The organism is Brenneria izadpanahii (genome assembly GCF_017569925.1).
Taxonomy (GTDB): Bacteria; Pseudomonadota; Gammaproteobacteria; order Enterobacterales; family Enterobacteriaceae; genus Brenneria; species Brenneria izadpanahii.
Genome location: NZ_CP050854.1, coordinates 1,158,716 through 1,179,996, shown reverse-complemented (window position 1 = coordinate 1,179,996; position 21,281 = coordinate 1,158,716). Strand labels below are relative to the sequence as shown.

Below are 21,281 nucleotides of genomic sequence, written 5' to 3'. Positions count from 1 at the left end.
GTCATGCCTGGACGACCACCTAATACTGTTGTTGCCCGGACTGATATTCCTGTTGAAATTCAGCTAACAACTTTGCTTGCTCGTCAGTCAGAGCTAGGCTTTTCAGAAGTTCAGGTCTTCTAAGCCAGGTTCGGCCCAGCGACTGCTTCAAACGCCAGCGACGTATTTCAGCATGGTTGCCTGACAGTAAAACTGGCGGAACATCCATACCGGCCAACACTTCGGGACGAGTAAAATGGGGACAATCCAACAATCCTTCGGCGAAAGAATCCTCTTCTGCTGAAGCCTGATGACCCAGAACACCCGGAATAAATCGGGACACCGAATCAATCAGAGTCATTGCTGGTAACTCTCCACCGCTGAGAACGTAATCACCGATCGACCATTCTTCATCAATTTCGGTTTTAATTACGCGCTCATCAATTCCCTCGTACCGACCACAAACCAGGATCATTTTCTGGTTTGTCGCGAGTTGACGCACGCCTTCTTGATCTAATTTACGCCCCTGAGGTGACAAATAGATCACTTTGGCGTCTTCGCCTGCCGCTGCTTTCGCTGCCTGAATCGCATCCCGCAGGGGTTGCACCATCATCAGCATTCCGGGTCCACCGCCATAAGGACGATCGTCCACGGTACGATGCCGATCGTAGGTGAAGTCTCTCGGACTCCAATACTGCACGCTCAGCAGGCCATTTTTAACTGCCCGGCCAGTGACTCCGTAATCAGTAATTGCGCGGAACATCTCTGGAAACAGGCTAATAACCCCAATCCACATAGTCTCGTTCCACTTAATACTACCGGTCGATTCAGAGTTCAAAAACCAGGATCCCAATCTACTTCAATAGTTTGAGTAGAGAGGTCAACACGCTTGATAACCTGTTCAGTGAGGAACGGAATCAGCCGCTCCTTGACCCCGAAGGCATCTTTCAGGTTAGCTCTTACCACCATCACATCGTTTGAACCGGTTTCCATCATATCAATGACTTTTCCCAGTTGATAACCAGCTAAGGTTACGACCTGACAGCCAATAAGATCCTTCCAGTAATAATCACCTTCATCCAGTTCAGGCAACTGCGACGAATCAACGATAATTTCGCAATTAGTCAGCAAGTTTGCCGCGTCACGATCGTCAACACCGTTAATCTTGATGATCAGATCCTGATTGTGATGTTTCCAGCTTTCAATCTCGACAAGCCGCCAACCGCTTTTTGTCTGGATAAACCAAGGCTGATAATCAAAAATGCTTTCAGCATCTTCGGTGGATGAAAACACTCTGAGCCAACCTCGGATGCCATAAGTCGACCCCATTTTACCCAATACGATGGGATTAACGGGCTCAGTCGGGCTGAGTTGCTTGCTCATTGCCACCACCGCAACAGATTACGCTGCTTTTTTTGCGTCTTTGATCAGCGAAGTTACGCGATCAGAAACAGTTGCACCCAGACCAACCCAGTGTTCGATTCGATCCAGATCTAAACGCAGAGCTTCTGCCTGACCGGTTGCGATCGGGTTGAAGAAGCCTACGCGCTCAATGAAGCGACCATCGCGCGCATTGCGGCTATCGGTCACGACAACTTGATAAAACGGGCGTTTTTTCGCGCCGCCACGTGCCAAACGAATTGTTACCATAACATCCTCTTTAGTTAATAAAACAACCGGGCCCCATCGAGGAACGGGGCCCAGTGTCATATAAAAAGCCCCAAAATTTTACTCATTTTGGCGCAAAAAGCAATCTAAAGCGTATAAACTCGCGATGCTTTCGATTTTCCGCTATCAACGCCCCGGGAATCCTGGCGGCATCATGCCTTTCATACCGCGCATCATTTTCGCCAAACCGCCATTTTTCATTTTCTTCATCATCCGCTGCATATCATCGAACTGCTTCAGAAGACGATTGACATCCTGTACCTGCATCCCCGACCCCATCGCGATGCGACGTTTCCGCGAACCTTTAATAATCTCCGGCTTTGCTCGTTCCTGATGCGTCATGGAATTAATGATCGCTTCCATCCGCACTAAAACTTTATCATCCATCTGCGACTTCACATTATCGGGCAACTGGCCCATGCCGGGCATTTTGCCCATCAGACTAGCCATTCCGCCCATGTTGCGCATCTGCTTCAGTTGCTCCAGGAAATCGGTCAGATCGAATCCGTCGCCTTTTTTCAGCTTCTTAGCCAGCTTCTCCGCCTGAGTCCGGTCAACCTTGCTTTCAATATCCTCGATCAGGGACAAGACATCGCCCATGCCAAGAATACGCGAGGCGATACGCTCAGGATAAAACGGCTCCAGCGCTTCCGTTTTCTCGCCAACGCCGAGAAACTTGATTGGTTTGCCGGTGATATGCCTGATAGACAGCGCCGCGCCGCCGCGGGCATCGCCATCGATTTTGGTGAGGATAACGCCGGTTAGCGGCAATGCTTCATTGAAAGCCTTTGCCGTATTCGCGGCATCCTGCCCGGTCATGGCGTCAACAACAAACAGCGTTTCCACCGGCTTAATCGCCGCGTGAACCTGTTTGATTTCATCCATCATGGCATCATCGACGTGGAGACGCCCGGCGGTATCGACTAACAACACATCATAAAATTTCAGCTTGGCATGCTGCAGCGCCCGGCTGACGATATCGACCGGTTTTTCCTGCGCATCCGACGGGAAAAAATCGACCCCCACGCTTTGCGCCAGCGTTTCCAACTGCTTGATGGCCGCCGGGCGATATACGTCGGCAGAAACCACCAGCACCTTTTTCTTTTGTTTCTCTCTAAGAAATTTGCCTAGCTTACCTACGCTGGTGGTTTTACCCGCCCCTTGCAGGCCCGCCATCAACACCACGGCCGGCGGCTGGGCGGCGAGGTCTAATTCGGCGTTAATCTCCCCCATCGAGCTGACAAGCTCATTCTTAACGATCTTGACGAACTCTTGCCCCGGGGTCAGACTTTTGTTTACCTCATGGCCGACAGCCCGCTCTTTTACCCGGTTAATAAATTCTCGCACCACGGGTAAGGCGACGTCAGCTTCAAGCAACGCCATGCGGACTTCACGCAGCGTTTCTTTTATATTGTCTTCAGTCAACCGCCCGCGGCCGCTGATATTGCGCAATGTGCGCGATAGTCGATCGGTTAAATTTTCAAACATATCTCATGCTCAATGTAAGACAAGCCGCTACCGCGACGCGAATGAAACGGATTATAACACGAAAGCCGCGGCGATCTCTGCGCCTCGGATGGAGAACAGTTGGTGCCTATGACGACTAACGCTATACTGACTGTTCATTTGGCTTAGTTGATATTTAATAACCTATTCGTATGTCTGTTTTCGCTATTGTAGCTTTAATCGCCTACACACTCAGCCTTGGACTGATCATCCCCAGTCTGCTGCGCAAGAACAGTGCATATCGTCGGCTGGCAATCCTTTCGGCCAGCGTTGCGCTTATCTGCCATGCAGTGGCGCTTTATCAACGTATTTTTGACGTGCAGACGGGGCAAAACCTCAGTCTGCTGAATATCGGCTCCCTTGTTAGCCTTATCATCTGCACAGTCATGACGATTGTCGCTTCACGGGACCGCGGATGGTTTCTGCTGCCGATCGTCTACACATTTGCGCTAATCAATCTGGCGTTTGCCAGTTTCATGCCGGGTGAATTCATCACCCACCTGGAAACAACGCCGGGATTATTGTTCCATATCGGCCTGGCGCTGTTCTCCTATGCTACGCTCATCATCGCCGCGCTTTATGCTTTACAACTGGCATGGCTCGATTATTTGTTAAAGAATAAAAAGCTGGGTTTTGCCGCCGATATGCCGCCGCTGATGAGTATTGAGCGCAAAATGTTCCACATCACGCAGGTTGGCGTAATTCTTCTCACGCTGACGCTGTGTACCGGTCTGTTCTATATGGATGATGTGCTCAACAACAAAGAGAATCTACACAAGGCGCTGTTCTCGTTGTTTGCCTGGTTTATTTATATCCTGCTGCTGTGGGGACACTACCACGAAGGATGGCGCGGACGGCGGGTGGTATGGTTCAGCCTGATTGGCGCGCTGTTGCTGACATTATCCTACTTCGGCAGCCGGGTGATTCAACATTTTGTCGCGGCCTGATACGGCGTTCAATCATATAAAAAGAGAGCCTGTCGCGGCTCTCTTTTTTACTGTTGCCAATCAGATATGTAACTCTGACAGCTTTTCTTTCGGCAATGCCAGTTCATCATTATGGTTAATGCCGATGTTGTGCGCCAGAATATGCCGGGCGATCTCCTGGGCCTCAGCCAGCGAATGCAATTCATACGAGCCGCACTGATATTCGTTAAGCTCAGGAATTTTACGCTGATCGGTCACTTTCAGCACATCTTCCATCGCCGCTTTCCAGGCATTCGCGACACGCTGCTCGTCAGGCGTGCCAATTAAGCTCATGTAGAAGCCGGTACGGCAACCCATAGGAGAGATATCAACAATCTCTACCCCATCGCCATTCAGGTGGTTACGCATAAAACCGGCAAATAAATGTTCCAACGTATGAATACCACGTTCCGGCATCACTTCGATGTTAGGACGGCAAAAACGCAGGTCAAATACGGTGATGGTATCGCCATGAGGGGTTTTCATGGTTTTGGCAACCCTGACAGCAGGCGCCGCCATACGGGTATGATCTACAGTAAAACTATCTAGTAACGGCATAACGCCACCTCCTCATAGAAAAAATTCATTTTTTCTCATTTCTGGGAACTTTTCTGTTTCATGCGAGTCTGAACTATTGAAAGACGCGCATTTATCATCATCCCTATTAGATATGTACATTTGGCCACATTTACATGTGGCCTTTTCTTTGTCTATTGGGCAGCCAGATACGCATCAAAATCGATCTTGTCTTCTGCTTCGATCTGCCGCTGACGACGCCATGAGCGTTCACTTTCCGCCGTCAGTTGTTCTTCTGTCAATACCTGCAACGGTTCATGGCAAAGAATCTTACGGTACTCTTCCGCCAGATGAAGCCCCACGCCTCTATTACCGCTTTCCTTCATTAAGTTAAGCAACCGGCCGGAGAAGGTGCTTTCCGGATTGTCAAAACCGCTAACCAGCTCATCGCAAACCTGCTGATAATACGGCTGGGCGTTGCCGCTATCCAGAACCTCCGCGACGCGGCGTAAATCGCTAAACAACGATTTGCCGACTTCGGCGATCGGCTGCCGTTCCGTTTCGCATCCCATACCGATGGTCTGCCCCGGTTTACGCCCTTCAAGTATCACCCGATTCCAGTTTTTACGGGTACACAGCAGTTCATCCGAACTCATTTCCGGCGCATCCGCCAACGCACACCAAATCAGGAACAAATCGAGGAAACGAACCTGACTGGCGCTGACCCCGATAGGCGAGAAAGGATTGATATCCAGCGAACGTACTTCTATATATTCGATCCCGCCGCGCAGCAAGGCGTCAGAGGGCGATTCGCCGGCCCGGGTAACGCGCTTCGGCCTTATTGGCGCATATAGCTCATTCTCAATCTGCAATACGTTGGTGTTCAATTGCAAATAGCGATTGTCTTTCTTCAACCCAATCTTTGCATATTCATCTGAAGGGGTTTTTATCGCGCGTTTCAACGCCGCCACATAGGTATTCAAGTCGTTAAACGTAATACCCAGATTATTTTGTGATTTATTAGTGTAGCCGAGATCGCTCAACCGCAGGGAGGTTGCATAAGGCAGATAACATATCCCTTTATCCGTGCGTTCAAATGGCAACGACGTTTCTCTACCTTGCAGGAAGGAAGAGCAAATAGCGGGCGACGCGCCAAATAAATAGGGAATGACCCAGCCAAAGCGGTAGTAATTTCGGATCAAGCGAAAATATCCTGCGGAAATTTCCGCTTTACCGCTGTCTATATCGCTGACGCCGGCCCGCATTTGCCAGAATGATAGCGGCAACGAAAAGTTATAGTGCACGCCGGAAATCGTCTGCATCAACGCGCCGTAACGATTCTTTAGCCCTTCACGATACAGGGTCTTAAAGCGCCCGATATTGGATGACCCATACTGCGCCAGTTCGATATCCTGCTCATTAGCGATAAAACATGGCATGCTCAATGGCCACATCCGTTCGTCACCGAGATTTCGAGCGACATGGCGATGAATATCCCGCAAGAACGCCAACAAATGATCGATATCTTTATCAACCGGCGTAATGAACTCTAGCAATGCCTCAGCAAAATCCGTCGTAATCCACGGGTGTGTTAACGCCGCGCCTAATTTCTCTGGATGTCTGGTTGTGGCAAGGCGCCCATCTGCCATAACGCGCAACGTTTCGCGTTCAATTCCACGCTGGATACCATTCACTGCCTGAGGATGATGCTCCAGCCAGGAAAGAGCCTGTGATATATCCGGGATCAAATCGACCTCCCGATGTTAAATGTAATGTTTGTAAGCATAATTGATACTTGATAAACCACACCAGTTCTCATTTTTTTTCTGGTTACGACCACCATGCGATGCCTTGCAGGGTTATCCCGGTCAAAACGATATAGCGCAGCGCTTTTCCAATACAGATAAAAATCGCCGAACTCACCCAGGGCATGCGTAACCAACCCGCCAATACACACAATAAGTCGCCAACTATCGGAACCCAACTAAATAATAACGCAGTCGAACCGTAACGCTTTAACCAGCGCACAGCCAAACCATATCCCGTCTGTTGTTTTGGCGGAGGCAGCAAACGCCCGATAAAAACATTGATTAATCCACCCAGTGTATTCCCCGCCGTTGCCGTCGCAATCAGCAATATGGGCCGGGCATCATCAGAAACCAGCAAAGAAACAAGCAAGACTTCCGAGCTACCAGGCAACAGCGTCGCACTCAGTAGGCTACTCCAGAAGAGAGAAAAAGCGGCCCAAAACTCACTCACAGTTTACGAACATCAACCACGGCCATTTTTGCTCGTACGGCAGCTTCAATACCGAAATCCGCGTCTTCAAACACCACGCAGTTTTCTGGTGCAACGGCTATCAGCTCAGCGCAACGTAAGAAAGTATCAGGAAACGGTTTATGATTATCTACGTCATCCGCACCGACAATTGCGTCAAAATAGTCACGTAGCCCAAGGTGCTGCAGAAGTCGGTCCGCCATACTATGCGTACTCCCCGTACCAACCGCCATCGGACGACGTCCTCGGTATGCTTTGACGACATCAATTAACGGCAGTGGCGTTACCGTATCCAGCAGCATTTCCTCCACCACGGCCGTTTTTTCGGCAGCTAAACGATGAGGATCGATATCCGCCTGATTACTGCTAATAATCGCCTGGGCGATACGCCAGGTTGGAGAGCCGTTCAGTGCCGACATGGCAGCGGCATCATAGCTGATCCCATATCTTGCCAGCACGCTGCTCCATGCTTTCTGATGCGTGGGTTCGGTATCGAGGATGGTGCCGTCCATATCAAAGATCAAACCCTGATAGCGATCGTACATCATGACTCCATGATCACTGAAAATGAGCGCTCTACTTTATCGCAAAGTGAAAACATTGTCGCTCACTCAATAACCGCATAAAAATCATATCATTACCGATGCTGGCTGTATCATTATCGAGCCGATATAAAAAACGCGACTCATCACACGGATAAAGCGGTTGGTATAAAAGGGCATGTTGCAAGAACAACGACGATATGCGGCATTTTAAGGCGCGAACAAGAGGGAGGATAGAAGGAGAAGAAAGTAATACGGGAATCTATCAGTAAAGGGGATTGCCGCTATTTTAGTTCAATATGGTGCATCCGGGAGGATTCGAACCTCCGACCGCTCGGTTCGTAGCCGAGTACTCTATCCAGCTGAGCTACGGATGCATTAGAGCCTTGGTGAATCAGTAAATGGTTGTTAAGCCAGATAACGCAGAATATTCAAGAATGGTGCATCCGGGAGGATTCGAACCTCCGACCGCTCGGTTCGTAGCCGAGTACTCTATCCAGCTGAGCTACGGATGCATTGATAATCTTTGTATATCGCAGTGGTTGCTTTCCACCACCGACATTCGGAATGCCGATTAAAGCTAGCCATTCATTAATATGGTGCATCCGGGAGGATTCGAACCTCCGACCGCTCGGTTCGTAGCCGAGTACTCTATCCAGCTGAGCTACGGATGCAAAATAAATGGCGGTGAGGGAGGGATTCGAACCCTCGATGCAGCTTTTGACCGCATACTCCCTTAGCAGGGGAGCGCCTTCAGCCTCTCGGCCACCTCACCAAGCCTTACCTACGACCGCCATCAGATGTTTCTTGTTGGCCGTCACCGGTACTGCGTGGCGCACATATTACTTTCCCGGTCTTATAAGTCAAATACTTTTTCCCAACTTATGTTCGTTTGCGCAATTCGCATCCAAGACGGGCACATTCACAGCAAAAAGGGCATTTTATCAACAGAAAAACAGATGCTTATCTTATCGAGAGAAAAGATAATCAAGGGGGAATGAAGCGTGTTAATAAACATACCGAAGAGGGGAAACGCGGAAAAGCAACAATAGCGTCCCGTTTCCGCGAGACGCCTTGTTAATCAATACGATGTCGGTTGAGATTTTTCTGCCTGAATTCGCTGATAGATCTCTTCACGGTGGACAGAAACATCTTTAGGAGCGTTAACACCAATACGCACCTGATTGCCTTTTACCCCTAGTACGGTAACCGTTACCTCATCGCCGATCATGAGGGTTTCGCCAACTCGACGAGTCAAAATAAGCATTCTTTGCTCCTTGAAGATTATAAAGAGTCGGGTCTCTCTGTCTCCCCGTCATTATCCATCATGTGCCGTGAAAACGTAAACCTAGATGGAAGTTATAACTCTCACCATCTCACTCAGTGTTTGTCGCTACTTTTAGTTTAGTCGATATAAGTAGCTTGTGCCTTTGTTACCACAACAAGACTCTCAAAGACTATCCAACTTAGTAACATTGAAGATAGCATCGCTTCATCTTGCTTGCCGGAAGCCTTTTCAGCAAGACAAAAACGCCAAAACCAATGAAGTCATGGCGTTTTGTTAGGATAACACTCTGATTTAATATTTATAGCTTACCAGACACCCATGATTCAATGCTGGCTAACGCTGCGGGTAAAGCGACAATATCACTGCCGCCGGCCTGCGCCATATCAGGGCGGCCACCGCCTTTACCCCCTACCTGCTGAGCGACAAAGCCTATCAGCTCACCGGCTTTCACACGGTCTGTCAGGTCTTTCGTCACCCCAGAGATAAGGCTAACCTTACCCTCTGCCGTCGTTGCCAACACAATGATGGCCGACCCTAATTGGTTTTTCAGATCGTCAACCATAGTGCGAAGCAATTTAGGCTCAACATTGTCCAACTGAGTGACCAGCAGTTTTGCGCCGTTTACCACTTTCGCTTTACCTGAAAGTGAGGAACTTTCCTGCGCAGCTTGCTGTGCTTTCAACTGTTGGAGCTCTTTTTCCAGCATCCGAGTACGCTCAAGAACAGAACGTACCTTATCAACCAGATTATTACTATCACCTTTTAGAAGCTGTGTGACATCTTGTAGAACATCGCTCTGGTGATGCAACGCCGCCAGTGCGTTCTCTCCCGTAACCGCTTCAATGCGACGGATACCGGCAGCCGTACCAGACTCAGATACGATTTGGAACAGGCCAATATCCCCGGTACGGCTGGCGTGCGTACCACCACACAGTTCAATAGAAAAATCCCCCATGGTTAATACCCGGACGTGATCTTCATACTTCTCGCCAAAGAGCGCCATCGCGCCTTTTTCTTTCGCATCGGAGAGCGCCATGACGTCAGTTTGTATCGCCAGGTTACGGCGAATCTGCGCATTAACGATATCCTCCACCTGACGAATCTGCTCAGGTTTCATTGCTTCAGAATGTGAAAAATCGAAGCGCAGGTAACTGTCATTAACCAGAGAGCCTTTCTGAGCGACATGATCGCCCAAAACCTGACGCAGCGCAGCGTGCAGCAAGTGAGTGGCGGAATGGTTGAGGCGGATGCGATTACGGCGTTCGCTATCAATGCTCGCGTCTACGCTATCACCCACGCGCAGCGTGCCTTGAGCCAACTTGCCGATATGACCGATTGCTTGACCGTATTTCTGTGTATCCTGCACCACAAAGCTAACGTTAGCGCCTTTTAATACGCCCTGATCGCCAACCTGACCACCTGACTCGCCATAGAATGGCGTTTCATTCAGAATAACAACCGCTTCCTGCTCCGCGTCAATCCGGTCTACCGCATTACCATTGTGATAAAGCGCAATAACCTGCGCCTGTTGCTGGTTTTGCTCATAGCCGGAGAATGGCGTCTTCGCATCCACACGGACAAGATTGTTGTAATCCACGCCGAAACCACTGGCTTCGCGCGCGCGCGCGCGCTGCGCATCCATGGCTCGGTCAAATCCCTCTTCATCGACTTTCAAACCGCGTTCACGACAAACATCAGCCGTCAGGTCGAGCGGGAAACCAAAGGTATCATACAGCCGGAAAGCGGTTTCCCCATCCAGCGTATCCCCTTTCAGATCTTTGATTTCTTCATCCAAAAGCGCGAGGCCGCGCTCAAGCGTACGCGCGAATTGTTCTTCTTCCGTTTTCAGCGCTTGCTCCACCATCGCCTGCTGACTTTTCAGTTCTTCAGCGGCGGAACCCATCACGTCAATCAGCGGAGCCACCAGCTTATAGAAGAACGTATCGGTTGCGCCGAGCATATTTCCATGCCGGATCGCTCTGCGGATGATGCGGCGCAGAACGTAGCCCCGGTTTTCATTTGACGGCATCACGCCATCAGAAATCAGGAAAGCGCAAGAACGGATATGGTCGGCAATAACACGCAGCGACTTATTATCCAGATCGGTCGTTCCCACTGCTTTAGCTACTGCGGCAATCAGCGTTTTGAATAAATCAATCTCATAGTTAGAGTTCACGTGCTGCAACACCGCGGAAATACGCTCTAACCCCATGCCGGTATCAACAGAAGGCTTGGGTAGAGGCAGCAACGTCCCGTCAGCCTGACGATTGAACTGCATAAAGACGAGGTTCCAAATTTCGATATAGCGATCGCCATCTTCATCCGGGCTTCCCGGCGGGCCTCCCGCTATATGCTCGCCATGATCGTAGAAAATTTCGCTACATGGGCCGCAAGGGCCGGTATCACCCATCTGCCAGAAGTTATCTGAAGCATAAGGGGCGCCCTTATTATCCCCGATACGGATAATGCGCTCACGAGGAACGCCAATTTCGGTTGCCCAAATGTTGTAGGCTTCGTCATCGGTGGCGTATACCGTTACCCATAATTTCTCTTTCGGCAGATTAAACCACTTAGGATCTGTCAGCAGCTCCCATGCATAGTGGATAGCATCGTGCTTAAAATAATCGCCGAAGCTGAAATTACCCAACATTTCAAAGAACGTATGATGGCGAGCGGTGTAACCAACGTTTTCCAGGTCATTATGCTTACCGCCAGCGCGTACGCAGCGCTGCGACGTCGTCGCCCGCGAGTAACTACGCTTATCCAGTCCAAGAAATACATCTTTAAACTGGTTCATACCTGCATTAGTGAATAACAAAGTTGGATCGTTATTCGGCACCAGAGAGCTGCTAGCAACAATCTGATGTCCCTTACTGTGGAAAAAATCGAGAAACGCTTGACGGATCTCAGCGGTGCTCTTGCTCATAATTGTCCTGGTATCAAGCTAAAAGAACAGATCGTGGGCAAGGTTAGTGCAGCATGCTGACGCTACCGTGCAACTCACGAACAAAAAGTGGGAATAAGATAAATTTTCTTCGATGGGAAGTAAAATCCCGTATGCATTCAATCTGAAAAATTAGCATAAATGGAATGGATTTCTTCATGGGAAAAGCCCCGATATTGCAAATATCGTTGAAGTTTAGCTTTTTCTTTCCACTCAACAGGTAAAGGATGCCCAAATTTTCTTTCTGCTGCAACTTTAGCCAATTGATACCAGTCAATATCGCATTCATTTAATGCGGCAGCGATGGTCGCCTTATCAATTCCCTTCTGGCCTAACTCGGCTTTAATGCGCTGCACGCCATAACCTTTGCGACTACGGCTACTGATATAACGACGCGCGTAGCGCTCATCGTCCAACCAGCCGTGCTCCGTGCAGTAGGCAATGGCAGACTCGATTTCCTCTGCGGAAGCTCGCGCCGCCATTTCATCAACGTCGGCGCCTTCAGCAACCGCTTTATGCAAATACGCCGCAAGTTTGCGGCGTATTTCAACTTCACTATGATCGCGGACGGAAAGCACGTTCATTGCATAACGTAATGGTTTACTCATCTACAAACTCAATGAACGCCGTTGCGGTACAAACGATTTAACCAACATTAAAACTCTTTATCGCCTTCATCTACAGCGGCTTCATCATATGCTTCGCCATCAATAGCAGGAGATAATTCATTGCTCTTATGCAGCAGCATGCCGCGCAGTTTCTTATCCAGTTCATCCGCAATAGCCGGATTTTCCCTCAGATAATTACACGCATTGGCTTTACCCTGGCCAATCTTCTCGCCGTTATAGCTATACCAGGCGCCCGCTTTCTCGATCAGCTTATGCTTAACACCCAGATCGATAAGCTCACCGTAAATGTTAATCCCCTCGCCGTACAAAATCTGGAATTCAGCCTGTTTGAATGGCGCGGCCACTTTGTTTTTCACCACCTTGACGCGGGTTTCACTGCCGACGACTTCTTCACCTTCCTTGATAGAACCGATGCGGCGAATATCCAGACGAACAGACGCATAAAATTTCAGCGCGTTACCGCCCGTCGTCGTTTCAGGGTTACCGAACATCACGCCGATTTTCATACGAATCTGGTTGATGAAAATCAGCAATGTATTAGCCTGCTTCAAGTTACCGGCCAATTTACGCATCGCCTGGCTCATCATTCGGGCAGCCAGCCCCATATGCGAATCACCGATTTCGCCCTCGATTTCGGCTTTTGGCGTCAGCGCGGCGACGGAGTCGACAATGATGACGTCCACCGCGCCGGAACGCGTCAGCGCATCACAGATTTCCAGCGCCTGCTCACCGGTATCCGGCTGAGAACACAACAGATTATCGATATCAACGCCCAATTTCTTGGCGTAAATCGGATCCAACGCGTGCTCTGCGTCGATAAAGGCGCAGGTTTTACCTTCACGCTGAGCCGCCGCAATCACCTGCAATGTCAGCGTTGTTTTACCCGATGACTCCGGACCATAAATCTCAACGATACGGCCCATCGGCAAACCACCCGCCCCTAATGCGATATCAAGGGACAAGGAGCCGGTTGAAATGGTTTCAACATCCATTGAGCGATCCTCGCCCAAACGCATGATAGAACCTTTACCAAATTGCTTTTCGATCTGACCCAGCGCTGCGGCCAGCGCCTTTTGTTTGTTCTCGTCAATAGCCATTTCTGCTCCTGTCATACGGCGTAAAGCTGTCTCTCTACCGGCCGCTTAATCATGGATTACCGAATAATTGCCAATATTATACTGTATACGCATACAGCATCAAGATTATTTTTGCAGAAACTCATCCAGCAGCGTTTGCAACGCAAAATGGACGGACTGCAAACGTACGGCATGCCTGTCTCCGCCGAATAATGCTTTGCGGGTGAAGGCATGTCCCTGATTATCAGTGAAACCAAACCAGACTGTGCCTACCGGCTTTTCATCGGTTCCGCCATCCGGCCCGGCAATACCGCTAACAGAGACGGCGAAGTCCGCCCCTGCTGCGCTCAACGCACCTGCGGCCATTTCCTGCACCACCTCCGAACTCACTGCGCCATGGCTAGCCAAGGTATTTTCTTTCACGCCGACCAGCGCCTGTTTAGCCTGATTACTGTATGTGACAAAGCCATAGTCAAACCAGCCGGAGCTACCGGCGACATCGGTGATCGCCTTAGCCAGCCATCCCCCAGTGCAGGACTCCGCACAAGTCATCTTGGCGCCGCGGGCCTTAAGCCGATCGCCGGCCAGAGCGCTTAATCGTAAAATGTCATTTTCCGTCATTGCTACATCATCCTAATCAGGAGTTGATAAGTCAGGGTAACACTTTTCCCCAGAAAAAGAGGTCTTGCCATCAGATATGCGAAGCCAGTTGCAGAGGAAATAGATCATGTTACATAAAACCCGCCCCGTCTTCCGACTTTGCTTAATGATTAATATCGGTCACAATGATCTTTAAAGATGCCCCTTCGAGCCTAAAACCCATTAGGAGGAGTCTTGTTACGACCGCCCTTTCTAAAGAATATTGGTGGCAGAGGCAATAGCGGTTCAGACGAAATTCGTAGCAGCATTACGATCAATCGTTCTGCGGAAACGCTATTCGCACTCTGGCGTAAGCCCGAAACGCTGCCGGTGTTGATGAATCATTTCGCTACGATCGATATTCTCAACCATACCGATTCGCGCTGGCGTGTTAACACGCCGTTCGGCGCGCTTATTGAGTGGCAGGCGCGGATTGTTGACGAGAAACCGGGGGAATATATCTACTGGCGTTCTCTGGAAGGAGCCCGTATTCCCAATGAAGGCAGATTGTCGTTCAAACCTGCCCCGTCAGGCTCGGGAACAGAAGTAACGCTGATGATTCATTTTGATCCCCCCGGAGGCCTGCTGGGGAAAAAAATCAGCCAGATGTTCGATATTCTGTCCAAAGACATGCTGACGAAAACGCTCCGCCGTTTTAAAAGCCTGGCTGAAAATGAAGAAAACCGCTGAGAAAACCAACAACAGTAGCAAGGCAACATTTACCATAAAGGAGAGCCTTACGGGCTGGTCTTGCGGTGTTTACAGCTAACAGGAAGATTAAATGCTGGAGTTAATTCAAACAATCGGACTTGGTTTAGTACTCATTTTACCTCTCGCCAACCCCCTGACCACGGTGGCGCTGTTTCTGGGACTAGCTGGAAACATGAGCTACAGCGAACGGAACAAGCAGATATTCCAGGCATCCTTGTATGTTTTCATCATTATGACCGTCGCGTTTTATGGCGGGCAACTCGTCATGAATACCTTCGGCATTTCTATTCCCGGATTACGCATTGCCGGCGGGCTGATCGTTGCTTTCATTGGTTTCCGTATGCTGTTCCCACAGCAAAAGCCGGAGCACGCGCCTGAAGTGGCGAGTAAAGCCGCTGAAATCAATAACAGCAATTCTTCCAGTACGGTCAATATCGCTTTCGTTCCATTGGCGATGCCCAGCACCGCAGGCCCAGGGACTATCGCGCTGATCATCAGCACCGCATCGCAAGTAAAAAGCGGTGTGAATATTACGCCGTGGGTGTTGACGGTCGCCCCGGTCTTGACGTTTATGCTATGCGGCCTGATTTTGTGGCTGTGCCTGAAAAGCTCGGGATTCATCATGCGGCTTGTCGGAAAAAGCGGTATCGAGGCCATTTCCCGCCTGATGGGTTTCCTGCTGGTGTGCATGGGCGTTCAGTTCATCATCAATGGCACGTTAGAGATTGTCGCAAAGATTCATTAATGCCGTTCGGCTACCCGAGTGTTTAACATTACCGCGCCATTCAAGGTACTCGCGCAGGCTCTGGCGTTCAACTCAGATCATGCAGCGTTTTATCCATAGGCGGGGTCAGCGTAATATCAAAGAAATCCACCGATAATCCGCGGCGCTCAGGCGTACAGCACATCACACCGATTTTCGCTGCGCCTTGCGGAAAGTAACATAGACGCAGCAGCGGCCAGTGATGGCCATCCGTCGAGTATTGCAGCCTCAGACTCTCGCCTTTGCGGGTCAAGCGAAGCCAGAACTCACGGGGGTTTCCGGGAAAGATGCCGGTTGCCCAGTCTGAGTTCTCCAGCGTCAGCACGCTGCCGATGGCGGGCGCGCCGTCGTTGAATTCAATGCCCGCTTTAAGCCAGTGCCGCTCGTCTGACATAAACATGATCCCGGCCTGGTCATACAGCGTGTTGAAATCGGCGCAGATCTTCGCCTGGAAAGTGAAATCGCCGGGCACGCCGGTAGCGAAGATATGTCCTGAAAAGCGTTCAAACCCGTACCAGGTTTTTCGCCAAAAATCGGTTTTGTCATCGGTGATAACGCTTAATTTACCGTTATCGCAAAGCCATTGTTCAGGTTCGTTAATCCAATCAAAGGAATCAAGCATTGGGCCTCCGGCATCTCGTCTACAGAAAATCAGTCTGATGTTATAAATATCTCATCCGGGAAAGCATAGCGCTCATCGTTGCAACCGTGAATAAACGCGCCCCAGTAAAGACCGCTGGATTTTCCTTACAATGGATACTTACCTTGCCGACCAGCCTTTATTGGCATTCACAAGCACGATCGCTGACTCTTCCAGCTCAGTCATACCATTCACGCCAGCAAAGGCATCTTTATCTACCCAGCCCGGCGCACCATCCGGTTTCCACGTATAGGCCACTTACGTCATTTTAGCGCCATCTCCACCGCTTGGTTCAGCGCCTCAGTAACGGCACGATGACCAACACCGGCCCTCTTTGCGCCCCCAAAATAACATCGCCCCTTTATCTGTTACCTCAAGAGCACCAACGCTGCTATAGCGATACCAACGCTTTAGAGTCATCGGTTCCTGATTTGAAACCTCCGGCATTTCCGTCTGAAGAAAAATTGTTTCATACTGTCCGCCGAGTTATATGATTTTGCCATCTTGCCCATGTTTTCCGCTTTGACGACTAATAAAGGCGACAGGCTATGTTTCGCAGCACGATCAAAAATGATTGGGTTAAACTCGCAACCACTTCAAATAAATTTGAACGTCTGGAAGCATTTTTTACCGGTCATGGGTATGACCCGCATCGGCATGACACTTATGCCATCGGTCGGACACTATCCGGTATACAGAGCTTTAGGTATCGAGGCAGTCTAAGACATAGCTTAGCGGGTCATACAATGGTGCTTCACCCGGATGAGCTCCACGATGGAGAAGCGGGTTCGTCCGATGGATTCCACTACCGTATGATTTACGTAGAGCCATCATCTATCCAGAAAGTTCTCGGAGGCCAACCGCTCCCCTTCATTAAAGGCGGAATATCCACAGATCAACGTCTTGTCGCTGCGACGGAATCTTTACTTAAGGGCATGGATGATACCTTCGAGTCATTGGAAGAGGATGATGCTATTTATGATTTGGCTAATGCGCTTTCTGAGGTCGGAGGACAAAAGATTAAACGGAGATCGTATGACTACCGTGCGGCTGAACGTGCTCGTGAATATATAAACGATTTATTTACGGAAACAATCACGCTTGATACGCTTTCTTTAGTTAGTGGTCGGGATCGATGGAATTTATCCCGTGACTTCCGCATGTTATATGGAACAAGCCCATACAGATACGTAACGATGAGGCGTCTTGAGTATTGCCGAAGGCTTATGTTAACAGGTCAGGATTTAACCGATATAGCGCTTATTGCCGGCTTTGCCGATCAAAGCCATATGACTCGTCATTTTGTCAAAACATTCGGTATTTCACCGGGGCTTTGGCTAAAAATAATAACCAAAGGTTTGCTCTAATAAGTTGCACAAACGTTCAAGACCTAAAAATCTCTTCATATTAGGATATATGCCAATTCAAACAGGAGAGAATACATGTACGAACCCATTAATTTTGAACGCAAATTTTCATTATTCAATGAGCAATGGACACCCAAAGTCATCGCTGAAATGAATGACTATCAGTTTAAGATAGTTAAAATACAGGGCGATTTTGTTTGGCATACTCATGAAGATACAGACGAAACATTCATAGTATTGAATGGGGCATTACGTATAGATTTTCGTGATGGGTTCGTTAATGTTCATGCAGGGGAAATGTTTATTGTAAAACGTGGTATTGAACATAAACCCTATGCGGATAAAGAAGTAAAGCTTTTGCTGATCGAACCACGTGGCGTGTTAAACACGGGAGAAGAGCGGGGAGAACGCACGGCTCAAAATGATGTTTGGATTTGATATACGTGAATCGCCGACACCGCGTATCCGCCTAAGGATAAACAATCCCTATTGCCGGATAAGATCACTCCGAGAGTTATGTAATTGATGGATACAATCTAAACAATTTTTTAAACGCCAGCTTTCCACTGGAAGTAATATTAACTTCCCGATACCCCGGAACGCTGGTTAACCATCCTTTCTGCTCACAATGCGTAAAAAAAGCAGCCCCTGCCTCTCCTCCGAGATGAAATCGACGCTCACTCCAGTCAAGGCAGGCACAGCATTTCTTACGCCGTGTTTTTGGGTTAAGCGTAATGTCTAACTACTGGAACTGGTTTTGGCCTAATGGCGTGATTGAACCGCCATCAGGAGTAACCCAACCTTCAGCGGCCATGAAATCATAAATGTGAACCGCAATTTCGCCCGCTAAATGGTCATAGCACGTTCGGGCAATCCGTAACGACGTGGGAGTGCCAATTTTAGCTAATGACGCCGATCGCCATGATACCCCTATGATTTTTTCAATCAGCTCCGCAATATCCTTTCCCGCCAGACGATAATAACGATGACGCCCTTGAGAAAGGCACGTAATCAGGTTTCCACGGACAAGGCGGGACAGATGAGCGCTGGCTGTAGAAGCGGCTATATCCGCGACCGCGCTCAGTTCCGTGGCAGTCCACGCGCGTCCATCCATCAATGCGCAGAGGATTTTTACGCGGGGTTTCAATGGTGTTGATGGTGACCGCCGTAGTGTTGTCCTACCCGGCCAGCATGGTGGCAATCTCAGCCAGGATACTTTCCCGCGCCGCCGGGGCCACTCACCACCAGGAACAGTTGCCAATCGTAGCAGGTCGTCAACGCCAGAAACTGTGCGGCCAGGATACGGTCTTGTTTATCCGCATTGTGCCCCGCAGCACGGTCAGCCAGCGCCAGAAATGAAGCGATAACGGAAGCCCCAGCTTTTGCTCCCCTTGGCTCAATGAGTAAAGACAACCCCAAACCGTCACCGAGCGTATAAGGCTTTTCATCGGGTTTCGCGCTGCGAACCTGCATATCGTATGTGTATAAAGATTCTGTATCTAACCTGACTATACATAATTCTATAAAACCCGGACGTCTCTGGAAAACATCGGACGAACACAGAAGTCAAATCAGAAAATAACGTTGATTTAAAAAGATTTTATGGATTTTCTTGGACTCACTCGGGTGAGTTAGTGGTGCGATAATAGGAACAATACCTGACTAGTATCATATTGATAGTATTAACCAATATTCTGTTTCAACTACCTACATGCCCCCAATGATGCCCCCATATGTTTTTCTGCCCTAAATGACAGAGTGTTTTTTGACCGACTTAATGCTTCATCCTGAACGCTTCTGCCATCATCCCGATCTTATGCATATGGTTATTGTTGCGTGCCATTTTATGCGCTTCGGGTTTAAGGATGATAATAAGTAGATAGGCATCGGGATCCATCGCACCTTGGCAGTATACCAAATGCGCCTGATCGCTGGTTCGTTTGAACTGACGTAAAAACTTCGGGAAAGGGGCATCCGCATCGGCAAGATGAATGTGGGCCACCTGCTCCTCTTTTACCAAGGGATAGGTGCGGTCATCATCATAGGGTGCATCACGACCAAAGGTATCTGGCAACACGCCATCTTTTTTATAGGACAGAAAATCTTCCGCCAAATCATCAAGCTCTTGTTGGCTCAATTGCTGGCGAATCAGTGCTGACTTAAAAATCCTAATGCTCATTCCGTGAACTCGGTCAGATCCTTGTCGGAGGCGTTTTGCAGCAGTTTCTGCCCACTATCCGCAATATCGCTTAAACGTTCAGCAGATGGCCTGAACCGCGCAGCCGTATGAACCCTGCCCTGCTTCTCTTCCAACAGATCGATCAGTTCTTCAAACACCTTGGCACTGACCATGTAGCCAGCAGGACGGTTGTTGGAAAGAACGGCAACCGGCTCATCAATAAAATACTTCGCTGGGTTCTTTCTTAACTCAGTGATGTTGATAGATTTTTCTGCAAGGATGCGTTCCATAGTTTACCTGAAAGTGCGTTTTATTACATACAGAATAATGCACATCAAAGCATACATCAATTTTTGTGTTTATAAAACATACAAAGATGGTTAAAGGATAGCGCCAGATGGGCTACAAGAGGGAAACTGCTTTCGCTCTGCCCACACCTACAAGGCCAAATATCTTGAACAACGTCGCCTGATGCTTCAATGGTGGGCTGATTTTCTTGATGCTAACAGCAACGATATGGTTAGGCCTTTTGAACTGATTGATTTGTTGTAATCGGGTATCTGCTTTTTGAACAACCATCTGCATAAGAGCGATTTATTCAACAATGCCATCTCAATGAAGAGGTGACACAGGCTGGCAACCGCTAAGAAGACAGCCTGCATTATGTTCAAAACATCCAAGCAAGACGATTAAAAATCAATCGAAAGTTATTTCATCCGCAATGCCGTTAGACATTTTTGAGCGCAAAAATGCCACCTGCAATACTGCTGGAATTGTTACACGGTAAGCAGTACTTCCAATATCAATCGCAGTCCAAATCCCAGTGATACCCCACCCTACTGGTCCTGTTAGTATTGATAATGTCCTCATCATTGTCCCTGTAGCAGCAAAACTCAGGCCTCTACCAATAAGAGCTTTCAAAACCTGATTAACTATAATCGCTGTAAGTTGATAAGATTTAAAGCCACCTGCTTTAAATATGGCCTGAAAACCTGCTGTTAATGTTTTAGCCGTTAAGCCAGATATATTTTTTATTCCCAGCCCCTCACCTAAATCTTTAATTTCCTCTGACGACATAGAATCTAATTCTTTTGTCATAATAGACATCAGCAAATTTGTTTCAATCAAGTCAACTGATGCTTTTTTATTATAATTTACTTTCAATTGATCACAGACATCACAGAGAATTTCCTTGTATAATACGCCCTTCCCACCTCTTGCAATAGTAGCAAATGTGTTACCACCAAAGCATTGAATTTCTGCTGCAATTTCCTTCCAAGAGCCAGACTCTTTCCTGATTGTGTGATCACAGCCCCCGTACATGAGCGTGTAGTACCTTAATTGAATCGGGTATCTGGCCGGAAGACGTAGTTGAACTTCAGATGAGCCACATGGACAAGAACAACGTTCGTGCCGCCTACCCCCATAAGGCCAAACACCTTGAGCAACGCCGCCTAATGTTGCAATGGTGGGCTGATTTTCTTGATGCTAACAGCAACGGGATGGTTAGGCCGTTTGAGTTTGGGCAAAAGGGAACGGTGGCACCACAGTAAAGGTTATATGAACAGCAGGTAGATGCCTAAAAGACAGTC

The 21,281-nt window shown here is 48.7% G+C and carries 23 protein-coding genes, 4 tRNA genes and 2 pseudogenes; 7 read left to right on the top strand and 22 right to left on the bottom strand.

The features are described 5' to 3' along the window. Window positions 1-19: 19 nt before the first annotated feature. The 4 genes from trmD to ffh form a co-directional block, all read right to left on the bottom strand. Window positions 20-775, bottom strand: a complete 756-nt coding sequence (gene trmD / locus HC231_RS05260; protein ID WP_208230036.1) for a tRNA (guanosine(37)-N1)-methyltransferase TrmD — start codon at window positions 773-775, stop codon at window positions 20-22. A gap of 38 nt (window positions 776-813) precedes the next feature. Beyond that, window positions 814-1,362, bottom strand: coding sequence for a ribosome maturation factor RimM (gene rimM, locus HC231_RS05255; protein WP_208230035.1), 549 nt, complete (start codon window positions 1,360-1,362; stop codon window positions 814-816). An 18-nt stretch (window positions 1,363-1,380) separates the two neighbouring features. Beyond that, a complete protein-coding gene (rpsP, locus tag HC231_RS05250) occupies window positions 1,381-1,629 on the bottom strand; it encodes a 30S ribosomal protein S16 (RefSeq protein WP_048637762.1) in 249 nt (82 codons plus the stop codon). Between the two features lie 144 nt (window positions 1,630-1,773). Beyond that, on the bottom strand, window positions 1,774-3,135 hold the full coding sequence (gene ffh, locus HC231_RS05245; protein ID WP_208230034.1) for a signal recognition particle protein: 1,362 nt from the start codon (window positions 3,133-3,135) through the stop codon (window positions 1,774-1,776). 170 nt (window positions 3,136-3,305) lie between these two features. Between ffh and HC231_RS05240 the strand changes: the two genes are divergently transcribed. Next, on the top strand, window positions 3,306-4,100 hold the full coding sequence (locus tag HC231_RS05240) for a cytochrome C assembly family protein (protein WP_208230033.1): 795 nt from the start codon (window positions 3,306-3,308) through the stop codon (window positions 4,098-4,100). Between the two features lie 60 nt (window positions 4,101-4,160). Here HC231_RS05240 and luxS read toward each other — a convergent pair whose 3' ends face one another. The 13 genes from luxS to pncC form a co-directional block, all read right to left on the bottom strand. Then, window positions 4,161-4,676: an S-ribosylhomocysteine lyase gene (luxS, locus tag HC231_RS05235; RefSeq protein WP_208230032.1), complete on the bottom strand. Its 516-nt coding sequence runs from the start codon at window positions 4,674-4,676 to the stop codon at window positions 4,161-4,163. A gap of 152 nt (window positions 4,677-4,828) precedes the next feature. After that, entirely contained in the window at window positions 4,829-6,382 is a 1,554-nt protein-coding gene (gene gshA / locus HC231_RS05230; RefSeq protein ID WP_208230031.1) for a glutamate--cysteine ligase, read from the bottom strand. Between the two features lie 82 nt (window positions 6,383-6,464). Then, a complete protein-coding gene (locus tag HC231_RS05225) occupies window positions 6,465-6,893 on the bottom strand; it encodes a YqaA family protein (protein WP_208230030.1) in 429 nt (142 codons plus the stop codon). After that, complete coding sequence (gene yqaB / locus HC231_RS05220; protein ID WP_208231229.1) at window positions 6,890-7,456, bottom strand: fructose-1-phosphate/6-phosphogluconate phosphatase; 567 nt, start codon at window positions 7,454-7,456, stop codon at window positions 6,890-6,892. Before yqaB ends, HC231_RS05225 begins: the two co-directional genes overlap by 4 nt. A 297-nt stretch (window positions 7,457-7,753) precedes the next feature. Then, a tRNA-Arg gene (locus HC231_RS05215) sits at window positions 7,754-7,830 on the bottom strand. Window positions 7,831-7,891: 61 nt separating this feature from the next. After that, window positions 7,892-7,968 (bottom strand) — tRNA-Arg (locus tag HC231_RS05210). 82 nt (window positions 7,969-8,050) lie between these two features. Next, window positions 8,051-8,127, bottom strand: a tRNA-Arg gene (locus HC231_RS05205). Between the two features lie 8 nt (window positions 8,128-8,135). Then, window positions 8,136-8,228, bottom strand: a tRNA-Ser gene (locus tag HC231_RS05200). Between the two features lie 306 nt (window positions 8,229-8,534). Further along, window positions 8,535-8,720 (bottom strand): carbon storage regulator CsrA, encoded by a 186-nt coding sequence (gene csrA, locus HC231_RS05195; protein ID WP_048637755.1) that lies wholly within the window; start codon window positions 8,718-8,720, stop codon window positions 8,535-8,537. Between the two features lie 319 nt (window positions 8,721-9,039). After that, complete coding sequence (gene alaS, locus HC231_RS05190) at window positions 9,040-11,667, bottom strand: alanine--tRNA ligase (RefSeq protein WP_208230029.1); 2,628 nt, start codon at window positions 11,665-11,667, stop codon at window positions 9,040-9,042. 137 nt (window positions 11,668-11,804) lie between these two features. After that, the gene (gene recX / locus HC231_RS05185; RefSeq protein WP_208230028.1) at window positions 11,805-12,293 is read right to left on the bottom strand and encodes a recombination regulator RecX; all 489 of its coding nucleotides are present in this window, start codon (window positions 12,291-12,293) and stop codon (window positions 11,805-11,807) included. Between the two features lie 47 nt (window positions 12,294-12,340). Further along, window positions 12,341-13,411, bottom strand: a complete 1,071-nt coding sequence (gene recA / locus HC231_RS05180; protein ID WP_208230027.1) for a recombinase RecA — start codon at window positions 13,409-13,411, stop codon at window positions 12,341-12,343. Window positions 13,412-13,516: 105 nt separating this feature from the next. Further along, window positions 13,517-14,011, bottom strand: coding sequence for a nicotinamide-nucleotide amidase (gene pncC, locus HC231_RS05175; protein WP_208230026.1), 495 nt, complete (start codon window positions 14,009-14,011; stop codon window positions 13,517-13,519). A gap of 213 nt (window positions 14,012-14,224) precedes the next feature. On the opposite strand from pncC, the gene HC231_RS05170 reads away from it, so the two are divergent. Beyond that, a complete protein-coding gene (locus tag HC231_RS05170) occupies window positions 14,225-14,719 on the top strand; it encodes an SRPBCC family protein (RefSeq protein WP_208230025.1) in 495 nt (164 codons plus the stop codon). Window positions 14,720-14,810: 91 nt separating this feature from the next. Beyond that, complete coding sequence (locus tag HC231_RS05165) at window positions 14,811-15,485, top strand: MarC family NAAT transporter (protein ID WP_208230024.1); 675 nt, start codon at window positions 14,811-14,813, stop codon at window positions 15,483-15,485. Window positions 15,486-15,552: 67 nt separating this feature from the next. Here the strand turns inward: HC231_RS05165 and HC231_RS05160 are convergent, their stop codons facing one another. After that, complete coding sequence (locus HC231_RS05160; RefSeq protein ID WP_208230023.1) at window positions 15,553-16,125, bottom strand: DUF1349 domain-containing protein; 573 nt, start codon at window positions 16,123-16,125, stop codon at window positions 15,553-15,555. 566 nt (window positions 16,126-16,691) lie between these two features. Between HC231_RS05160 and HC231_RS05155 the strand changes: the two genes are divergently transcribed. Both HC231_RS05155 and HC231_RS05150 read left to right on the top strand, forming a co-directional pair. Then, on the top strand, window positions 16,692-17,510 hold the full coding sequence (locus tag HC231_RS05155; RefSeq protein ID WP_208230022.1) for an AraC family transcriptional regulator: 819 nt from the start codon (window positions 16,692-16,694) through the stop codon (window positions 17,508-17,510). A gap of 75 nt (window positions 17,511-17,585) precedes the next feature. Continuing rightward, a complete protein-coding gene (locus HC231_RS05150; RefSeq protein ID WP_208230021.1) occupies window positions 17,586-17,948 on the top strand; it encodes a cupin domain-containing protein in 363 nt (120 codons plus the stop codon). A gap of 76 nt (window positions 17,949-18,024) precedes the next feature. Here HC231_RS05150 and HC231_RS05145 read toward each other — a convergent pair. Further along, a pseudogene (locus tag HC231_RS05145) lies at window positions 18,025-18,657 on the bottom strand (ArsR/SmtB family transcription factor). Between HC231_RS05145 and HC231_RS24320 the strand changes: the two are divergent. Continuing rightward, window positions 18,657-18,869: a hypothetical protein gene (locus HC231_RS24320; RefSeq protein ID WP_208230020.1), complete on the top strand. Its 213-nt coding sequence runs from the start codon at window positions 18,657-18,659 to the stop codon at window positions 18,867-18,869. The pseudogene HC231_RS05145 and the gene HC231_RS24320 overlap by 1 nt on opposite strands. A 415-nt stretch (window positions 18,870-19,284) precedes the next feature. On the opposite strand, the gene HC231_RS05135 is transcribed toward HC231_RS24320, so the two are convergent. From HC231_RS05135 to HC231_RS05125, 3 genes are all read right to left on the bottom strand, one after another. Continuing rightward, window positions 19,285-19,689 (bottom strand): type II toxin-antitoxin system YafO family toxin, encoded by a 405-nt coding sequence (locus HC231_RS05135; protein ID WP_281397389.1) that lies wholly within the window; start codon window positions 19,687-19,689, stop codon window positions 19,285-19,287. Beyond that, window positions 19,686-19,979, bottom strand: coding sequence for a type I toxin-antitoxin system antitoxin YafN (gene yafN / locus HC231_RS05130; protein ID WP_027711146.1), 294 nt, complete (start codon window positions 19,977-19,979; stop codon window positions 19,686-19,688). Before yafN ends, HC231_RS05135 begins: the two co-directional genes overlap by 4 nt. A gap of 406 nt (window positions 19,980-20,385) precedes the next feature. Continuing rightward, complete coding sequence (locus HC231_RS05125) at window positions 20,386-20,988, bottom strand: YaaW family protein (RefSeq protein ID WP_208231227.1); 603 nt, start codon at window positions 20,986-20,988, stop codon at window positions 20,386-20,388. On the opposite strand from HC231_RS05125, the pseudogene HC231_RS23835 reads away from it, so the two are divergent. Next, window positions 20,988-21,242, top strand: a pseudogene (locus HC231_RS23835) (tyrosine-type recombinase/integrase); the annotation flags it as partial. The gene HC231_RS05125 and the pseudogene HC231_RS23835 overlap by 1 nt on opposite strands. Between the last annotated feature and the right edge of the window lie 39 nt (window positions 21,243-21,281).